Annotated in this window: 15 protein-coding genes and 5 pseudogenes; 8 read left to right on the top strand and 12 right to left on the bottom strand. The window is 61.7% G+C overall.

Features of this window, described 5'->3' with window-relative positions; all coding sequences use genetic code 11:
• Positions 1-172: 172 nt before the first annotated feature.
• From selD to NKH42_RS06060, 3 genes and pseudogenes are all read left to right on the top strand, one after another.
• Positions 173-1,249 (top strand): selenide, water dikinase SelD, encoded by a 1,077-nt coding sequence (gene selD, locus NKH42_RS06070; protein WP_352701538.1) that lies wholly within the window; start codon positions 173-175, stop codon positions 1,247-1,249.
• A gap of 371 nt (positions 1,250-1,620) precedes the next feature.
• Positions 1,621-1,824 (top strand): annotated as a pseudogene (locus NKH42_RS06065) (adenylate/guanylate cyclase domain-containing protein); the annotation flags it as partial.
• 24 nt (positions 1,825-1,848) lie between these two features.
• Positions 1,849-2,139, top strand: a pseudogene (locus NKH42_RS06060) (hypothetical protein); the annotation flags it as partial.
• Between the two features lie 39 nt (positions 2,140-2,178).
• Here the strand turns inward: NKH42_RS06060 and NKH42_RS06055 are convergent.
• From NKH42_RS06055 to NKH42_RS06045, 3 genes and pseudogenes are all read right to left on the bottom strand, one after another.
• Positions 2,179-2,974: pseudogene (locus NKH42_RS06055) on the bottom strand (SDR family NAD(P)-dependent oxidoreductase).
• Positions 2,975-3,017: 43 nt separating this feature from the next.
• The gene (locus NKH42_RS06050; RefSeq protein WP_352750968.1) at positions 3,018-3,515 is read right to left on the bottom strand and encodes an SRPBCC domain-containing protein; all 498 of its coding nucleotides are present in this window, start codon (positions 3,513-3,515) and stop codon (positions 3,018-3,020) included.
• A 111-nt stretch (positions 3,516-3,626) separates the two neighbouring features.
• Positions 3,627-4,412, bottom strand: coding sequence for an SDR family oxidoreductase (locus tag NKH42_RS06045; protein WP_352750970.1), 786 nt, complete (start codon positions 4,410-4,412; stop codon positions 3,627-3,629).
• A gap of 259 nt (positions 4,413-4,671) precedes the next feature.
• On the opposite strand from NKH42_RS06045, the pseudogene NKH42_RS06040 reads away from it, so the two are divergent.
• From NKH42_RS06040 to NKH42_RS06030, 3 genes and pseudogenes are all read left to right on the top strand, one after another.
• Positions 4,672-4,878 (top strand): annotated as a pseudogene (locus NKH42_RS06040) (helix-turn-helix domain-containing protein); the annotation flags it as partial.
• A gap of 169 nt (positions 4,879-5,047) precedes the next feature.
• A pseudogene (locus tag NKH42_RS06035) lies at positions 5,048-5,649 on the top strand (NADPH-dependent F420 reductase).
• Between the two features lie 3 nt (positions 5,650-5,652).
• Complete coding sequence (locus NKH42_RS06030; protein ID WP_352750972.1) at positions 5,653-6,156, top strand: SRPBCC domain-containing protein; 504 nt, start codon at positions 5,653-5,655, stop codon at positions 6,154-6,156.
• 473 nt (positions 6,157-6,629) lie between these two features.
• Here the strand turns inward: NKH42_RS06030 and NKH42_RS06025 are convergent, their stop codons facing one another.
• Entirely contained in the window at positions 6,630-7,547 is a 918-nt protein-coding gene (locus NKH42_RS06025) for an NADP-dependent oxidoreductase (RefSeq protein WP_352480611.1), read from the bottom strand.
• Between the two features lie 252 nt (positions 7,548-7,799).
• Here NKH42_RS06025 and NKH42_RS06020 point away from each other — a divergent pair, with 252 nt between their 5' ends.
• Entirely contained in the window at positions 7,800-8,033 is a 234-nt protein-coding gene (locus NKH42_RS06020) for a hypothetical protein (protein WP_352750973.1), read from the top strand.
• Positions 8,034-8,389: 356 nt separating this feature from the next.
• Positions 8,390-8,677: a hypothetical protein gene (locus tag NKH42_RS06015; protein ID WP_352750975.1), complete on the top strand. Its 288-nt coding sequence runs from the start codon at positions 8,390-8,392 to the stop codon at positions 8,675-8,677.
• Between the two features lie 178 nt (positions 8,678-8,855).
• Here the strand turns inward: NKH42_RS06015 and NKH42_RS06010 are convergent, their stop codons facing one another.
• From NKH42_RS06010 to NKH42_RS05975, 8 genes are all read right to left on the bottom strand, one after another.
• Entirely contained in the window at positions 8,856-9,905 is a 1,050-nt protein-coding gene (locus tag NKH42_RS06010) for an L-idonate 5-dehydrogenase (RefSeq protein WP_352750977.1), read from the bottom strand.
• The gene (locus NKH42_RS06005) at positions 9,902-11,308 is read right to left on the bottom strand and encodes a TRAP transporter large permease (protein ID WP_254818544.1); all 1,407 of its coding nucleotides are present in this window, start codon (positions 11,306-11,308) and stop codon (positions 9,902-9,904) included. Before NKH42_RS06005 ends, NKH42_RS06010 begins: the two co-directional genes overlap by 4 nt.
• 3 nt (positions 11,309-11,311) lie before the next feature.
• Positions 11,312-11,884: a TRAP transporter small permease gene (locus tag NKH42_RS06000; RefSeq protein WP_352973985.1), complete on the bottom strand. Its 573-nt coding sequence runs from the start codon at positions 11,882-11,884 to the stop codon at positions 11,312-11,314.
• A 143-nt stretch (positions 11,885-12,027) separates the two neighbouring features.
• The gene (locus NKH42_RS05995) at positions 12,028-13,002 is read right to left on the bottom strand and encodes a sialic acid TRAP transporter substrate-binding protein SiaP (protein WP_502896020.1); all 975 of its coding nucleotides are present in this window, start codon (positions 13,000-13,002) and stop codon (positions 12,028-12,030) included.
• Between the two features lie 51 nt (positions 13,003-13,053).
• Complete coding sequence (locus NKH42_RS05990) at positions 13,054-13,773, bottom strand: FadR/GntR family transcriptional regulator (protein ID WP_352750979.1); 720 nt, start codon at positions 13,771-13,773, stop codon at positions 13,054-13,056.
• 173 nt (positions 13,774-13,946) lie between these two features.
• Positions 13,947-14,423, bottom strand: coding sequence for an EamA family transporter (locus tag NKH42_RS05985; protein WP_352750981.1), 477 nt, complete (start codon positions 14,421-14,423; stop codon positions 13,947-13,949).
• A gap of 5 nt (positions 14,424-14,428) precedes the next feature.
• Complete coding sequence (locus NKH42_RS05980; protein WP_352750983.1) at positions 14,429-14,851, bottom strand: EamA family transporter; 423 nt, start codon at positions 14,849-14,851, stop codon at positions 14,429-14,431.
• A gap of 87 nt (positions 14,852-14,938) precedes the next feature.
• A complete protein-coding gene (locus NKH42_RS05975; protein ID WP_352973983.1) occupies positions 14,939-17,539 on the bottom strand; it encodes a TRAP transporter permease in 2,601 nt (866 codons plus the stop codon).
• Positions 17,540-17,579: the final 40 nt, after the last annotated feature.

The raw sequence follows: 17,579 nt of genomic DNA, 5'->3' as shown, positions 1-17,579 counted from the left end.
CCAATGACGGCGGTGCCTCGCACGCTGGATACGGTCCTTGCCTTTCCTAACTCAACAAAATCCGCTGAGAGTAAGCGTGCTCCAAACGTGCCGTGCGTCGGGCGATCGTATTTTCCATTCCGGTTGACTTTGATCCCTACTAAAGCGTGGCAGCAGAGGAGGCTCGACGACCATGGCAATCGCCCTCTCGCCTGAAGTCACGGAAGCGCCCGTTGTGCGCCTGACCAGCCTCGCCCATGGCGGCGGTTGCGGCTGCAAGCTGGCGCCGTCAGTGCTGCAGCAGCTTCTCGCCGATCCGGCGGCTGCCAGTCCCTATCATCAGCTTCTCGTCGGCACGGAGACCGGCGACGATGCGGCAGTCTGGCAGCTCGACGGCGCGACTTGCGTCATTGCGACCACCGACTTCTTCATGCCGATGGTAGATAACCCCTACGATTTCGGCCGGATTGCCGCAACCAACGCCCTGTCCGATATCTATGCGATGGGTGGCCGGCCGATCATGGCGTTGGCTATACTCGGCATGCCTCTCGACAAGATCCCGACGCTCATGGTCCGCGAAATCCTGAAAGGTGGCGAAGCTGTCTGCGCCAACGCCGGAATCCCGGTTGCCGGCGGCCATTCAATCGACTCGCCGGAGCCGATTTACGGCCTTGCAGTCATCGGCACATGCCGACCCGAGGATATCCGACGCAATTCTGATACCAGGCCAGGCGACACCTTGATCCTGACGAAAGGGCTCGGTGTCGGCATCTATTCCGCCGCCATCAAGATGCAGGCGCTTTCCGAGAGCGGCTATCGCGAAATGATCGCCTCCACCACCCTTCTCAACCGGATCGGAGCGGAGCTGGCGCAGGACGCGAGCGTCCACGCGGTCACCGACGTGACCGGATTTGGCTTGCTCGGACATGCCCTCGAGATGGCACGCGGTTCCGGGTGCACGCTGATAATTTGCAGCCGCGACGTGCCGCTGTTTTCCGAGGCTGCCTCGCTCGCGGTCGACGGCCACGTTACCGGCGCATCCTGGCGCAACTGGGCGAGTTATGGCGACGCGGTAAGCTTACCTCCCGGCATGCCCGAGTGGCGACGCCACCTTCTCACGGACCCACAGACTTCGGGCGGGTTGCTGGTTGCTTGCGAGACCGACTGCGCAGCCGCGCTCGTCGAGAGGATCGTCGCGGACGGCTACCCTTCGGCTCGCATCATCGGCCATGCCAGGCCCGGCGCGCCGACAATAGTAGTAGAGGCCTGAACGAATCGGCGAACCTCGTGGCGACCATGCTATAAAGCATTGATAAATAATGGTAATGGTGGGCCCGGACGACGTTTGGGGCTTCGCGGCATTCAATTCCAATGTTTTTCGATGTTTTGTCCTATCTACGGCGCTAGATTCCACCCGATCAAACGCCTCGCTCACCGTTAACGGAAAAGAGAGGGCCATGATGTGTTTCAGTCTCAAGTTGGAAGGTCGCATGGCGCATTGACGATACTTCGCGACAAGCAAGGAGGGTCTCGATTTGGAGCCGGAGGCGGATTGGCAGCTTCGAGGCTCGGATTATCAGAAGCGGGCCTTCAGTAATCACGTGTCTTCCCGTTATTATGGACACGAGAAGATGCCCCCCTATGAGCGAGAACCGCAAGTTAGCCGCGATCCTCGCCGCCGACGTGGTCGGGTACAGCCGGCTGGCGAGCGCGGATGAAGACCGTACTTTGGCCAGGTCGCGGGCACTGCGCAGCGACCTGATCGACCCGACCATCGCAGTCCACAACGGACGCCTGATCAAGCGCACAGGCGATGGCGCACTGGTCGAGTTCCGCAGTGTGGTAGTGGTGCGCTAACAACCGCTACGGATGAGGACGGACAGCAGTGCGCTGGAAGGCGTCAGGCCTCTGTTCACTTGCCAAGCACAGCTCGCACATTCCACGGTGGTTTCAGGCTTTGTCGATAGCCTTGAGGAGCCGCGCACGCTTTATATCTCGCCGAAGCACCTGTCGCAGGCACTGGGTGTGAAGGTGGCCAACCTGGCCCAGTTGACGGTGTCCACCGCAACACACTCCGTAACCCGTCATCGGAGCGCCTGCAGGGTCGGATGCGAGATGGTGAAAGTGATCTCGGCCGCGACGGAACTCACCGGCGACGTCGACTCGCGCTAGGGAAGCTGGTTTATAATCCGTACACTTTTAGACGATTGACCGAAGTACACCGCCGTCGACGCGCAGACCGGCGCCACTCGTCGCTGACGCTTGCTCCGAACAAACATAGACAACCATGTTGGCAACTTCTTCGGTCGTCGCAAATCGATTGATCAGTGTTGTCGGGCGCATCGTCGTCAAGAACACTTGCTCCGCTTCCTCTTGGCTGATGCCTTGCGAGTGCGCCAGCTCATTCATCATATTCGACAGGATTTCGGACCTCGTTGGGCCGGGGAGGACCGCGTTAACTGTCACACCCGTTCCGGCGACCGCTTCGGCAAGCCCCCCTCGAAATAGCGAGTTGCGCCGTCTTGGTCATGCCATAGTCGATCATCTCTTTCGGGACGTTGAGGGCGGATTCGCTGCTGATGAATACGACCCGTCCCCAACCCCGCGCTGTCATCTTCGGCACATAGTGGCGTGCGGCGCGAACGCCACTCATGACGTTGAGCTGGAAGAGGCTTAGCCAGTCGTCATCGGTGAGATCGAAGAAGGTCTTTGGGCGCGCTGTCCCCACATTGTTGACGAGGATATCCGCATCGGGCGCCTGTGCGAACAGAGCTCCGGCCCCTTCGGCTGTCTCCAGATCAGCCGCAACGCCCGTCAGATCAGCCTGTGGGAAAAGCTCGCGAATCTCGCGAAGCGCTGTCGCAACGCGTTCCTCGCCACGGCCGTTGATCACAACCGAAGCGCCCGCGCGCGCCAGTCCTTCGGCGATGGCGCGACCGATGCCCGCCGTGGAGCCCGTTACAACGGCCTTGCGGCCCTTAAGATCGATGTTCATGAGTCTATTCCTTCAATTTCGGACTGCGACAGCGACGGCTGTTTTACTTGATGTGTGAGGCAGTGCGTTCGGTTGCGACCTTGGCGAGATCCTCAAGGAGCTTTTCGTGCGTGCGCCAAAAAACATCGGGGGCTTTCTTGGCCAATTCGATCCAGAACGGGCCCTGCATCGTCTCCTCGGTCCAGAGGTGGCATCCATTCGCCGTGGGTGTGATAATCCATGCGTGATAGGCCTTCGAAGTCACCGCCGCCTTGGGGTAGCCGCCCCACGCGATGCGCGTCATGGGCTCGAACTCCTGCACTGACGCGAAGACGTCCTGGCCGGCCAGGTTGGTTTCGAACCGTGTGCCAAGGCGAAGCGATTCGTGCCCATCAAGCAACTGCACGTGTTCGACGCCCGGGTAGAAACCAGGCCAAGCGGCGGGATCTACGAGCAACGACCAGATCGTTTCAGCAGAGGCCGCGACCTCGAGTTCGTTGGTGAAATGGATCGGGGATCGGCTGGGCGTCAGGTCTGCCGGCCATTTGATCGCCTCGAACATGTTTGTTCTCCGTGTTGGGACAAAAAGCGAGAAAAGTGCCGTACCTGCCTGCGCGAAGTGGTCGGCCGATGCCTAAATTGGCGGCGGCCCCTCAGCGCCAGCGGCCCGGGTTCACACCTGCGCAAAGCCCCCGTCGACGGTCAGCTCGATGCCGGTCACGAACGAACTGTCGTTGGACGCGAGGTAGAGCGCGGCCGCAGCGATATCGTTGGCTTGACCGTTCCTGTCCAGCGGCGTGTCGAGGGCAGTGTGCGCGAAAAAGGCATCGCTCTGCTCCTGGGACAGACCGGCATTTATGCCGACAGGCGTTTCGGTGTTGCCGGGGGCGAGCGCGTTTACGCGGATATGACGCGCTTTCAGATCCGAGGTGAGGGTCCGCGCGAGGGAGCGGACCGCAGCCTTGGTGGCCGAGTAGACGCTGAAAGCCGGAGCGCCCTTCGAGCCCGACACGGACGACGTGAGAATGATCGAGGCGCCGTCGCGGAGCACCGGCAACAGCGTTTGCACGGTGAAGAATGTGCCCTTCAAATTGGTCGTGACGGTTCGATCGAACGCTTCTTCGCTCACTTCGCCGACCGGCGCGAACGTAGCGACGCCGGCGTTGGCAAACAGGACGTCGGCGAAGCCGTAGGTCTTGGCGACGTGGTCGCGAAGAGCAGCGAGATCTGCCATCTTCGTGATGTTGGCGAGGACCGGATCCAGGCCCCGCCCCAACGCCTGCGCGGCACGTCGAACCTTCTCGCCGTGCTGGTCCACCATCACGACTACTGCGCCCTCGGCCGCAAACCGCTTCGCGGTGGCAAGGCCGATGCCGCTTGCCGCACCTGTGACAACGGCTATTCGCCCATCAAGTCGGCCCATTCCGGTTTTCCTTTTTTGTCCAGGGTCGACGATCATCTCGCCCCCTCGCAAGCAAATGGGATCGAACGCGCTCAGGCGGGATTGACGATTTCTCGACAGCGGCTGTGCGTTGGCGCACCGCCTGTCCCCAGGGGATGGTGTTCGCACTGGCTGCGAATGCCGCAGAATAGCCGATTGCCGAGGTATGGGAGCTGCAGCGAAACTAGAACTGTGGAGGTCGACGAAGAGGTTCGCACCATTCATGCTATTTAATACGTGTTTCAACACCGCACCTTGCGGTGCAAGGTTGCACCACATGATCGACTGGGACGACGTTCGCTACTTTCTTGTCATCTCGCGCGAAGGTTCGGTTCGGGCCGCCGCTGAGCGCCTCAAGGTAAACCACTCGACTGTGCTGCGACGCATTGCCCAACGGGAACACCGCCTCGGCGCGTACCTGTTCGAGAAGCTACCCTCAGGCTATCGTCTCACGGATGCGGGTGAGGGAGTCCTCGAGTTCGCTGTCCCTGGCCACGGGTGTCGAGCTCCACTGGGACGCCGAAGCGCGACCAATCCGTGAATGGTGCGCCGATGCACAGCCGCTGTTGAGAAATCGTCAATCCCGGTTGAGGCTCCACGACCTTAGCTAAGCTCCAGGACGTACCGGCAATTCGCCGATCTGGAGATATGAAATGACTTACGCAATCATAGGCGCCGGGGCCGTCGGTCAGGCGCTCGCGAAAAGGTTCGCCCGCAAGGGTATCGAAGTGGCCATAGCAAGCACACGTGCGCCCAAGGCGCTCGCGCCGCTCGCAACGGCCATCGGAACCACGGTCATCCCCAGCTCCCTGAACGAAGCGCTCAAGGCCGACATTATCCTGCTGGCTGTTCCGTTCTGGGCGCACGGGGAGATTGCGAACACTGCCAAGGACTGGCGGGGCAAGATCATTATCGATGTGACGAACGCCTACGGCGTCTCACCAAACGATTTGGGCAGCCTCCCGTCTTCGGCCGTAATCGCCAAGGCGTTTGGCGCTGCCGCGCTTGTCAAGGCGTTCAACCACCTGCCTGCAGGCGTCCTTGCTCAGGAGCCCTCCATCGGCGGTGGCGGCGAGTGGTTTTTCTCTCCAGCGACAATGACAGCGCCCTTCCGGTGGTGTCCACGCTGGTCGAGCAACTCGGCTATGCACCGGTCAACCTTGGAAGGCTCGCAGAGGGTGGGCTGCTCATTCAGGCGCGAGGAAACACCTGGGCGCCTTTAATTTTCAAAGATCTCTTCAAGAAGCAGGCTTGAGCCATGTATGATCGTGTAAAATGGCCTGACCATTTCGACCCGAAGATTTCGTCGATCTACGCGCTCAATGACATTGACGTGAAAGCGCCGCCTGAAGTGGTGTGGGAGCTGCTGGTCGACGCCGAGAACTGGTCGAGCTACTTTCCTCCAGAGGATCAGGTCAAGATCCTGACCGGTGAACCTAAACTGGCGCTCGGAACCAGATTCAGTCGGGTGACGGTTGGATTTCCGATGAGCCTTGTCGTGACGGAGTGCGAGCCCGGCCACAGGCTCGCGTGGAAAACGGTGGTCGACGGCGACGAGACCGGCTCGACCGCCTATCACGGTTGGGTCATCACTCCCAAGGACACGGGTTGCCATGTGCTGACGGAAGAGACGCAGCAGGGCCCTTGGTTCCTCGACGTGCTCGGACACAAGCACCCCGGTGGGCTCTACCGCTATCATCAGCAGTGGGTCGAAGACCTTGCTCGCGCTGCCGAGGCGGAAGCGGCGAGGACGGCACGCTAATTCCGCATCTGCGTCTTCTTCGCTCGCGGCTGATTTTAGGGCCTCCGCCTTAGGAACATCCCCGCGATAAGAAGCGGTCACGTGCTTGCATGACACGCTCTCTATCGGCGAATGCCCGCTTCGCCAAGGCAGGCGCGCAAGTTGCGGATGTCACGGCTTTGGCACGAACTCGAGCAACGGCGCGTAGGGCGGCCCCACAAGCGGTGGATAGCGGCGGTAGGTGTTGTAGACCGCTCCGTCCTCCCTCGCGAAGACGCTCCCCCCCTGCGCTCACCGACACGGCCGACTGGAGGTCCGGCGCATAGTCCTGCAGCCATCGCGGGGCCTCGCGGAGGGGAACAGCGCCAATACACCGAGCGACACGGAGAGTCTAAGCGACGAAGACCGGCATGGCCGAGGCAATTATCTTGCTAATGGTATCTTGCTGACGGGAGTAGACGAGGAGAGAGGAGCCGCCCTCTCTCCCCGAGTTCTTACGGACGAACGCTGATGACTGTCTTTCCCGTGCGTCGCTCGGTTGAGTTGAAGGTGGCGACGGCATCATCCATGCTCGAGACCTTGCCGATGTTCGTCCGCAGTCGTCCATCCCGGATCCGCTGAACTATCTCCGAAAGCTGGGCTCGATCAGCCTCGACGACGAAGTCAACCGTCAGGCCATCTGCAGGTCGAATATCCGTTGGTCCGACGACTGTCACAAGCGTCCCTCCGGCCCGGACCAGCGTTGCGGACCGTTTCTGAATATCGCCGCCGATGACATCGAACACCAGATCGACACCGCCGACCTCTTCCAAGGTGTCATTCCCGAGATCGATGAATTCATTTGCACCAAAGTCGAGCGCCTTCTGGCGGTCAGCGGCGCGTCCGGTGCCAATGACATAAGCTCCGGCCTCCCTTGCAAGCTGCGCCACCATCGAACCGACGGCACCGGCCGCGCCATGCACGAGAACGCTCTGCCCCGCCCGAAGGCGGCCGTGCTGGAACAGTCCCTGCCACGCGGTCAGGCCGGAGATCGGCAAGCTTGCGCCAACCGTGAAGTCGACGTCGCCGGGCAGCGGTGCGAGATTGCGTGCCTCCATGGCGACATACTCGGCGAGCGTGCCGTCGCGATGCCAGTCGGCGAGGCCGAACACCCGCTGACCGATCGAAAGCCCCGTGGTGCCGTAGCCGAGGGCCGTGACCACACCGGCCAGCTCATGGCCGAGGATCGACGGCGTCCGGTCATGGAAGGCCCGATCGGCCCAGGTCGAAGGCCACTCCAGTTCGGTGTTGACGAATCCCGCCGCATGAACTTGTACGACGACATCGTTTATTGCCGCCTGTGGTTCGGGCCGCTGCCCCAGCTTCATTCCGGCCGTTCCTGCAGCCTGGTCCGTCACTACGATCGCTTTCATGGGAATTGTCTCCTCAGTGATTTGTTGGTTCGGGGTAAATTGCTGGCGTGGAGGGTCTGTTCGATCTCTCACGCAGTTAGACTAGGTCCCCATAAAGGTATGTCATCACGCCGAGCCGCAGCACGCCGTCGTCGCCGGTCGAGTAATACCGCTACTTCAGCGCCGCCGACAGGATTCCAATGACGGTCTCATCGGTATCGGCGAGCCGCGAATCCATGCTAAGCCGCCGCCCTGTATGAAAGGACGACATCTGTGAGCGAACTGACCGTGGCCGAGGCGACCGAAAGTATCTATGCCTCGCTCCGGGCGGGCAATGCCGACATCGACGCAGGTATCGCGACGCTCAAGGCAGCGCCCACACGAGAGGGGATAAAACAGGCGGTGTTCGATCCGACCAAGTTGGCGCAGAACAATCGCTCGGGCCGCAAGTTGATGCAGGCTTATTTTCGGCAGCGCGGCGTGAGCGTGAGGTTTTCGGACCAATAAAACCGAGCGCGGGCGATCTCAGGCGCGCCGTTGGGAGTGATGGGCCAATCCGGCGATCTGCCAACTGTAGTCGTGACTGCGCCGCTTACCAGACATGAGACCATGCACGCTCACAGATCGACCCTCGCAATCCTGAAGCCGGAGGAACCAGCAAGAGCGCCGAGCAGCAGAGGCGCTCAGTCGAAGCGTCTCTCCAGCTGCCGTGCTTCAAACTATTGCAAGACGTTCAAATTTGACCTTCCGCATTCATGCTCTGTCGAGCGTATCTCTTAGAGGCGCTTAAACCTTCTGCGCCGTAGGTTTTTGTCGGGCTGAATCGCCGTCAGCGACGATGACGACGAAATAGGAGAACGCAAATGGCTCGCAATCACGTTGAACGTCTTAGAGAATTCAGGGAAATTCTGGTCGCGACTCGACGCGAAGGAGTCCGTAACGTGCACCATACTCGCGACGCAATGCGGGCAAGTGGCTTTCAAATTGGCGACAGCGACGGCTCCAGCTACGGAGTCGAGCTGAAGGCCCTCCAAGAGGAAATCGAGGCAGTCGATCGCGCCATCGAAGACGAGAAGCGGTTGGCCTTGACACTCGAGAGCGCGGCCCAATCCCGCCGGCCGATTAAGCCGAGAGTCGTGAAAGGAACATAGAATCAGGTACGAATCGCTCCTGGTCGTTCGAATCTGTCCAGCATCTTCGCGCGCGCCGGCATGGCCCACACGCCACGTTTGGAAGGCGCGAGGCCGCTCCGTCGCACATCCTCTGTTTGTACCTGCACCGTGAAGCGCCAATGGGCTCGTAAAAAACAGGGACGTTGCGAATCCTCAATCAGTCCGCGGTCAGCACAACCTTGACACTTTGAGCGCGGTCGGCGCCAAGTCGGAAGGCATCGGGGGCGGAGGAAAGCGTGCGCTCCGCCGTCACCAGCTTTAGGACGTCCACCTCCCGTGACACAATGAGGTCGACTGCGCGACCGAACTCGCTGCCGAAGCGGAAGGTGCCTTTGAGGTCGATCTCCTTGGCCATCACCGCATTCGCGGGCATCGGGATCTGGCCACCGGGAAGATTGCCGACCTGGACCACCGTGCCGCCGCGCCGGACGCTGGCGATTGCCGCGGCAAGGCCTGCGGCAGTGCCTGAAATCTCGAACGCCACATCAAGGGAACCGCCGGCCGCGAGCGACTGGATCTCGGCGTCCCCGCTGGCAAGGTCGATCGTCCTGTCGGCGCCCAACCTGCGGGCGAAGGCGAGCGGCGCGGCGGCGATATCGACGACGATCAGTTCAGCGCAGCCGGCAAGCCTGGCCGCGAGCATGGTCAAGAGGCCAATGGGACCGGCACCGAACAGGACGACGTTGCGGCCCCTGATGTCGCCGGCCCGCGCGACGGCGTGCAGGCTGACCGCCAGCGGTTCGGCAAGTGCGGCCGCCTGGTAGGCCACATCAGATGGAACCTTGAAACATTGCGCGGGCGTGACGTCGAACAGACTGGCGAAGCCGCCCTGCATATGCGGCGTCTTCGATGCCGAGCCCATGAAGTAGATGTTTTCGCAGAGATTGGCGCGGCCTTCCAGGCATCGCGCGCAATGCCCGCACCAGCGTGACGGATTGACCGCGACGTGGTCGCCGACGCCCAGGCCGGGTGCCGCGCCGTTGATCTGGACGATTTCGCCGGAGATTTCATGGCCGAGGACAAGCGGCGAGGTCACAACGAAGTCGCCGGTGCGGGCATGGCGGAAATAATGCAGGTCGGAGCCGCAGATGCCCCCGGCCCCGAAGCGCACACGCACCATGCCTGGTGCGAGCGGTTCGAGCGGATGCTCCACGACGCGCAGGTCCTGCGGGCCGAACAGCGTTGCGGCGATCACCTGGCCACTCACCGGATCAAGCCCATCTCGGTCGGCAGCCAAAGCGTGATGGCGGGTATGAAGGTGATCAGAAGCAGCGCCACGATAAGCGGCACTAACCACGGCAGGATCGCCATGGTGGTGCGCTCGACCGAGAGCTTGGCGACGCGTGACAGCACGAACAGCACCATGCCGAGCGGCGGGTGCAAAAGCCCGATCATCAGATTGAGCGTCATAATCAGCCCGAAATGCACCGGGTTGATGCCGTAGACGGCGGCGACCGGCAGCAGGATCGGCACCAGAATCGTGATCGCGGCGATCGTATCGAGGAAGCAGCCGACCACCAGCATCAGGATGTTGACCAGGATCAGGAAGACCCACTTGTTTTCGGTGAGGGCGAAAATGAAGTTCGAAAACAGCTGTGCCGCCTGGCTGACGGTAAGCAGCCAGGCGAAGATCGATGCGGCGGTAACGATGAACAGTACAGAGGCGGTCGTCTCGATCGTGTCAAAGCTGGCCTTTGCAAGCAAACGCAGCGTCATCGTGCGGTAGCGCACCAGCCCGAGGAAAAGCGACCAGATCACAGCCGCCATTGCCGCCTCGGTCGGCGTGAACCAGCCCATCGTCATGCCGCCGATCAGGATGACCGGCGTCATCAGCGCCATGACCGCGGAGAAATCGAAATACCAGTCCGCGGCGATCAGCAGCAGCAGCGCGATGCCGACCGCGACGTTGATCGACAGGCCAAGCTGCACAAGCACGTAACAGCCAATCGGAAAGGCAGCCACCACCAGCACCTCGCCCGCCGCTTCGGCGAGCCGCCGAAGCTCGAAAGGCGTGTCGGAGCCCCAGCCGCGATTGTAGGCAAAGATGGCAACCGTAATCATCATCAGCATGGTCATGACCACGCCGGGCAGGATGCCGGCCATGAACAGCGCGCCGATCGAGACATTGGCCATCATGCCGTAGATGACGAAGGGCAGCGAGGGCGGAAAGATCGGCCCGAGCGTGGCGGAAGCGGCGGTGACGCCAACCGCAGCGTCGATCGGATAGCCGTGGTCCTTCATCGCCTTGATCTCGATGGTGCCGATACCGGCGGCGTCGGCGAGCGCGGTACCCGACATGCCGGAAAAGATCACCGATCCGATGATGTTGACCTGCGCCAGGCCGCCCTTCATCCAGCCGACCAGGGCAAGGGCGAAGGAATAGATACGCCCGGTGACGCCGGCGATGTTCATGAGGTTGCCGGCCAGGATGAAGAAAGGCACGGCGAGCAGCGGAAAGCTCTCCACCCCGGCGATCATGCGCTGGGCTGCGATGATGTCGGGCGCCACGCCGTAGATGACGAGGTAAAGGATCGAGGCGGCCGCCATCGAAACAGCAACCGGCACGCCGATGAGCATCAGGACAAGAAAGCCCCCGACCAGAAGCAGCATCGCTCAGACCCCCGCCGTCTCGAACGCACCAGGACGCTCGAGCACCGAATAGCCGCGCCGGTAATTGCCGATCAAGACCTGGATCGAGCGCAGAAGCATCAGCACGAAGCCGGCCAGTACGGCGTAGAAGAACCAGCGCCGCGGCAGGTTGACGGTGACCATGCGCTCATGCGCCACGATCGTGACGTAGCGCCACATCAGCCAGGATCCGTAGGCGAAGAATGCAATGCGGATAATATCGACGGCGAGCGCCAGCCAGCGGCCGACACGCTCCGGCAGATAGTGGTAAAGCACGTCGACGTGGATATGGCGCGAAAGGCGCACGCACATGGCGGCGCCGAGAAAGACAACGACGACGAGCGCGTTGATGGCGATCTCCTCGGTCCACGCAAAGCTGTTGTTCAGGGCATAACGGGTGAAGAACTGCAGGAAGACACAGACGACCATGCCCCAGAACACGGCAAGCGTGACCCAGTCCTCGATACCGTGGTCCGACAGGTCGACGCGTATCGGCACTTCCTCGAAGGCATGCGCAATCTCTTCGACGGTGATCTCGGTGTGGTGTTCCTCGGCCATTGGCGCGCATTCCCGAAGCTGGTGGATCGTCAAGGATTGGAAGGCCCGTCCGGCGCAATTTGAAGCCCGACGGATGGGCAGGTTAAAGCGGCGAATCCGATTGCCGCTCTATCCTCTTGATTGAGCATCCAGTTTCCGATGCTCTACTTGATAGCGCGGATCGCTTCCCAATCGGCCTTGTTGTACCCGAACTCCTCGAAGGTGACCTTCTCCAACACATTCTTCTCGAAGTCGGCACGGTCGACATCCGTTACGGTGATGCCGCGGTCCTTGAATACCTGCGCCAGTTCCTTTTCGCGGGCGACGATCTTTGCAGTGGCGCGGGCGGCAGCCTCCTGCATCACCTCGGTGAAGATCTTCTTGTCCTCGTCGGACAGCGAGGCCCAGCGCGACGCCGATATGATGGTGTTGAGATGATCGACGATATGGCCAGTTAGCACGATATTCTTCTGCACCTCGTAGAATTTCTTCGCCTCGATGGTGGTCAGCGGATTCTCCTGGGCCTCGACCGTGCCGTTCTGCAGAGCCAGATAGACCTCGGCGAAGGCAATCGGCGCCGTGTTGGCCCCGCAGGCACGCGGCATGGCCAGATAGGCCGGCACGTCGGGGACGCGCATCTTCAAGCCCTGCATGTCGGAGCACTTGGCGATCGGCCGGTTCGAGGTGGTCTGCCGCGTCCCGTAATAAGTGGTGGCGACGATGTGATTGCCGGTCTTGTCCTCATAGCCCTTGGTCAGGGCCTTGTAGACGTCGCTTTTGGTGTATTTCAGCAGATGGTCGGCATCGCGGAAAGTGTACGGGAAATAGGTGACGCCGATCGGTGGATATTCGCGCGCCGCGAAGCTCGATCCGGAAATGATGATATCGACGGTGCCGAGCATCAGGCCCTGGTTGATGTCTGCTTCCTTGCCAAGCTGCGAGGCCGGATAGACGTCGATGGCATAGCGGCCCTGGGTGCGCTTCTTGATTTCGTCGGCAGCCCACACGGATTCGGTGTGGAAGGGCTCCGTCGTCTCGTAGACATGTGCCCATTTCAGGACCGTTTCCGCCGAGGCCGACGCCATGGGTATGGCAATTGCGGTGATCGCACCGAGCAGAACTGCGTATTTTCTCAGCATCTAATTCCTCCCTGGTTGAACTTGACGGCCGGATCTCCCCCAGGCCAACTGCTATTCCGCAACCTCCTTGGCTGCGGCTCTCTCATCGAAATTGCGTGAGAATCTGATTTGCGACTGGCGCAGATGCTGCTGCATGGCGGCCTTGGCCCGCTCGGGGTCGCGCGCGGCAATTGCATCGCGCACGGCACGATGTTCCCTTGCCGCGACCTGCCAGGAATCGCTGGTCTCGAAATAGATCGACAGGCGTTCGAAGTACGGGTTCATGCGCTGGTCGAAAAGCTCGCCGATGAAGCGCACCAGCACCGCGTTCTCGAGAATGCCGGCGACCGCGGTATGGAATTCCCGGTCGAGCGCAATGGTCATCTTGTTGGGGTGACGCATGGCCTCCATCCGGCGCAGCACGTCGTCGAGCCGTTCGATGTCTGCAGGCCGGACATGGATGGCCGCTTCGGCGGCGATCGCGCCTTCGACGAATTCGCGCGCGCGCAACAGCTCGAACGGGCCTTCCTCGACTTCGGGTTCGGAGGCGGCGGCGCTCGGCGGATCGGTGACGTAGATACCCGAGCCGACGCGGATGCGTATGCGGCCTTCGACCTCCAACGCTATCAGCGCTTCACGGACCGTCGGGCGGGAAATTCCGAGTTGGTCGGCCAGATCCCGCTCGGTCGGCAGACGGTCGCCGACGGAAAACTCGCCGGCATCGATCAGCTGCCTGAGCTGATCGGCGACCTGTCGGTATAGCCGGCGAGGTTCAACAGCCTGGATCGGCATGCGCGTCTAATTCCCCTCCCCGGCCGCCCTGGTACATTGGTCTGACCCATTGACCACAGCCTAAACTGACGACCCAGAGAGTCAAGCTGGGTAAACAGACAGAAAAAGAAGGCGCCCCGCCCGATCTATCGGTGCACCTATGTGGCGGGGGCCGCGCAGCGGCATTGCATGGGTCAGCGTCGTCCTCCTCGAATGACCAGGACGTTTCCGGCGGCGACGAGGACGAGCCCGATGATCGCGTACGCAGTCCAGGCATACCCTTCCAGCGCCGTGGAGATCAAAAGCGCAAAGACGGGAAATATGACGGTCGCATAACCGGCGCGGGCGCCGCCAATGCGTCCGAGCAGCGTCAGGTAGGCGGCGAAAGCCACGACCGTCGATATGACGGCGAGGAAGACCAGCGAGCCGATATAAGAGGCGGTCGTCGCGAACACGAACGGCTCACCGAGCAGGAAGGCCAGGAACGCCGACCACAAAGTGCCGTAGAGCATGCCCCAGACGTTGGTTGAAACGAGCGGCAGGTCGCGGCGCTGGTTTGCGACGGAGACGAGATTGCCGGCGCAGAAGCTCAGGGTGCCGCAGAGGCACAGAAGAAGGCCCACCAACGTCCCGCCGGAAAGCCCGTTGGCAGCGATTTCGGGGAAGAACATCAGCGCTATGCCGGCGAAGCCGATGATGCCGCCGGCGAGAATGCGGGCGCCGGGCGCTCGCCGATGACCAAGGCACCGAGCAGCATGTTGATGACCGAGGCGAGCGAGAAGACGACCGAGAGCAAGCCGCTGACGAGATAGCCGGCGCCATAATAGAAAAACAGGAAGTTCGACGAGAAGATGAGGATGCCAAGCACAGCAAAGCGCAAATGATCGGTGATCGGAAAGCGGAGCCGCCGAACGGAAAAAGCCGCCCAGGCAAACATCAGCAGCGTGGCGATGGCGAAGCGCCAGACCAGATTGACCTCGTTCGACACGCCGCTGCCGACCTGAAGTTCGATCGCGAACCACGATGCGCTCCAGGCAATGACCGTCAGCGCGTAAAGCCCGTAGTCGACGGGTTCGAAGGGGCGGTCGCGCGTCGTCATGCGCATTTCCGCATTAGCCGGTTCCGCGGCGCCGTTTGGTTCTCTTGTTACTGACATGCTGGCGAGCCTCTTCCGCTCACAAGACGCTTACGGGCCGACTGTCCGCCTTCGCCGCTTCTGAACCCAGAAGACGAGACCGAGCAACAGCAGGGCTGGAATCGCGAACCAATAGCGCGACGGCCGCTCCGCGGGCACTAGCACCTGGTTGATTTCGTCGCCGGGCTGCAGGCCGAATTTGGCCGCCTGGCTGCCCAGTCGCACCACGCCGACCGTCACGCTGTCGCCGAGCGCGCTGACGTCCAGCCCCACAGCCTTCAGGCGTTCGGCCGATGAATTTGCGGGCCCGAGTTGTAGCCGAACCAGCTTCGATATCTCATCGCCGTTGAGGTTCAGTGTCGTCAGGCGCAGGCGAACCGCTCCGCCTTCGGCTGTCTCGTCGACGATACGGCTGAGTTCGGAGGCAGGCACTGCCCGATAAGGTTCGCTCACCTGATCGAGCAACAATCCCGGTCTGAACAAGATGAAACAGGCCAGAAGCAACGCAATCGTCTCGTACCAGCGGTTGCGCACGAGCATCCAATTCTGCGTCGCTGCTACAAACGAGACCATGGCCAGCGTCGATGTCACGACCATCGCAACGAAGTCGAACGGCCCTTCGAGATCGATCATCAGCAGTCCGGTGTTGAAGATGAAGATGAATGGCAAGAGGCCGGTACGGATCTCGTACTTGAAGCCCTGAATCCCGGTCTTCACCGGATCGGCGCCTGAAATTGCCGCAGCAGCATAAGCCGCCAGCCCCACCGGCGGCGTCACGTCCGCCATCAGCCCGAAATAGAAAACGAACATGTGGACGGCGACCAGCGGCACGGCAAGATCGTTCTGCGCCGCCAAATCGACGATGACCGGCGCCATCAAGGTGGCGACGACGACATAGCTCGCGGTGGTCGGCATGCCCATGCCGAGAATGATGCAGATCACCGCGGTGAACAAAAGCATGACGATGAAGCTGCCGCCCGAGATGAATTCGACGAGCTCGGTCATCACCAGCCCGATGCCGGTGAGCAGGACCGTGCCGACGATGATGCCGGCCGTCGCAGTGGCAATGCCGACCGTCGTCATGTTGCGCGCAGCGGCGGACAGGCCACCGACCAGATCGTCGAAACCGTGAAGCCAATGCCGTGCCAGCGCCCGGTCCTTGCGGAAAAAGGCGGTGAGCGGCCGTTGCGTGACGATCAGCGCCATCAGGGCGACAACGCCCCAGAATGCCGAGAGGCCCGGCGAGAGCTCCTCCACCATCAGGTACCAGATCAGCAGAATCACCGGCAGCAGAAAATGCAATCCGGTGCGCGCCGTCTCGCCGAAGTGCGGAATCCTGACGATCTCGCCCTCCAGATCCTCGAGCGGCAGGTCGGGATAGCGCGCCCGGTAGGCGACAAGGCCGATGTAAACGGCGATCAGCGCGGCAGTGATCATCCAGGTCGCGGCCGCGCCGAAAACGATCTTCGTCCAGCCAATGCCGTAATAGACAAGCCCTGCGAGGACGATGAAGCCGCATATGCCCATCAGCCCGCGCAGTGCACCCTGAAATGCGGAGTGCGTGCGGCGTGACGGCAGGCCCTTCATCCCTGTCTTCATCGCTTCGATATCGACGATGTAGAACAACGATCCATAGGTCAGCAGCGCCGGATAGAAGGCGTGCTTGACTACCTCGGGATAGGAGATGCCGACGTATTCCGCGATCAAGAACGCGGCGGCGCCCATCACCGGCGGCATCAGCTGACCATTGACGCCGGCTGCGCATTCGATGGCGCCCGCCTTCACCGCAGAATATCCGACCCGCCGCATCAGCGGGATGGTGAAGGTTCCGGTGGTCACGACATTGGCGATCGAAGAGCCGGAAATCATGCCGGTCAGGCCGGAAGCCACGACACCGGCCTTGGCCGGACCGCCGCGGTATTTGCCGAGCAGCGAGAAGGCAAGCTGGATGAAAAAGCCGCCGGCGCCGGCGCGCTCCAGCAATGTTCCGAACAAAACGAACATGAAGACGACATTGGTGGACACACCGAGGGCGACACCGAACACCCCCTCGGACGTCAGCCACATCTGCGAGGCTGCGCGCGATAACGTCGCGCCCTTGTGGCCGAGCAGGCCAGGAAGGTGAGGCCCGGCGAAAATATAGATCAGCATGATCGCCGCGATGACAGTGATGGCAGGCCCGACGGCGCGACGGGCGGCCTCGAGCAGGATGAGGACGCCGGCGATCGATACGACCAGGTCAGCTGTAGTGGGAAGACCCGGCCGGTGGGCGATATCGCTATAAAAGACCAGCAGATAGAGGGCGGACGCCGCCCCGGCGATGCCTAGCACCCAGTCGGGTAGCGGCACCCGGCTGCGCGATGAGGTCTTGAAGGCCGGAAACGTCAGCATCGCCAGGAACAGGGCGAAGGCCAGATGGATGGAGCGGGCGATGCCGTCGCTGACAACGCCGAAATTGAGCATGAACGGAAGGGGCGAGGCATACCAGAGCTGGAACAGCGACCATGCAAGCGATACGCCGAGGATCAGCTTCGCGGTGCGGCCGGTCGGCTTGCGCCCACCGGTGTCGGCTTCCGCGACGATCTCGCTGAGCTTGTCGATGTCGATAACGGGTTGGTCAGGCGCTGCCGCCCGCTGGCTTTGATCTGTCATCGTTCCCCACAATTATTTGCGATGCGAGGCGCCCTTGGCG

It is taken from the genome of Mesorhizobium sp. M1142 (assembly GCF_040318565.1).
Lineage (GTDB): Bacteria > Pseudomonadota > Alphaproteobacteria > Rhizobiales > Rhizobiaceae > Mesorhizobium.
Note: the sequence above shows the minus strand (reverse complement) of the source record. Positions and strands in the feature narration are given on the sequence as shown.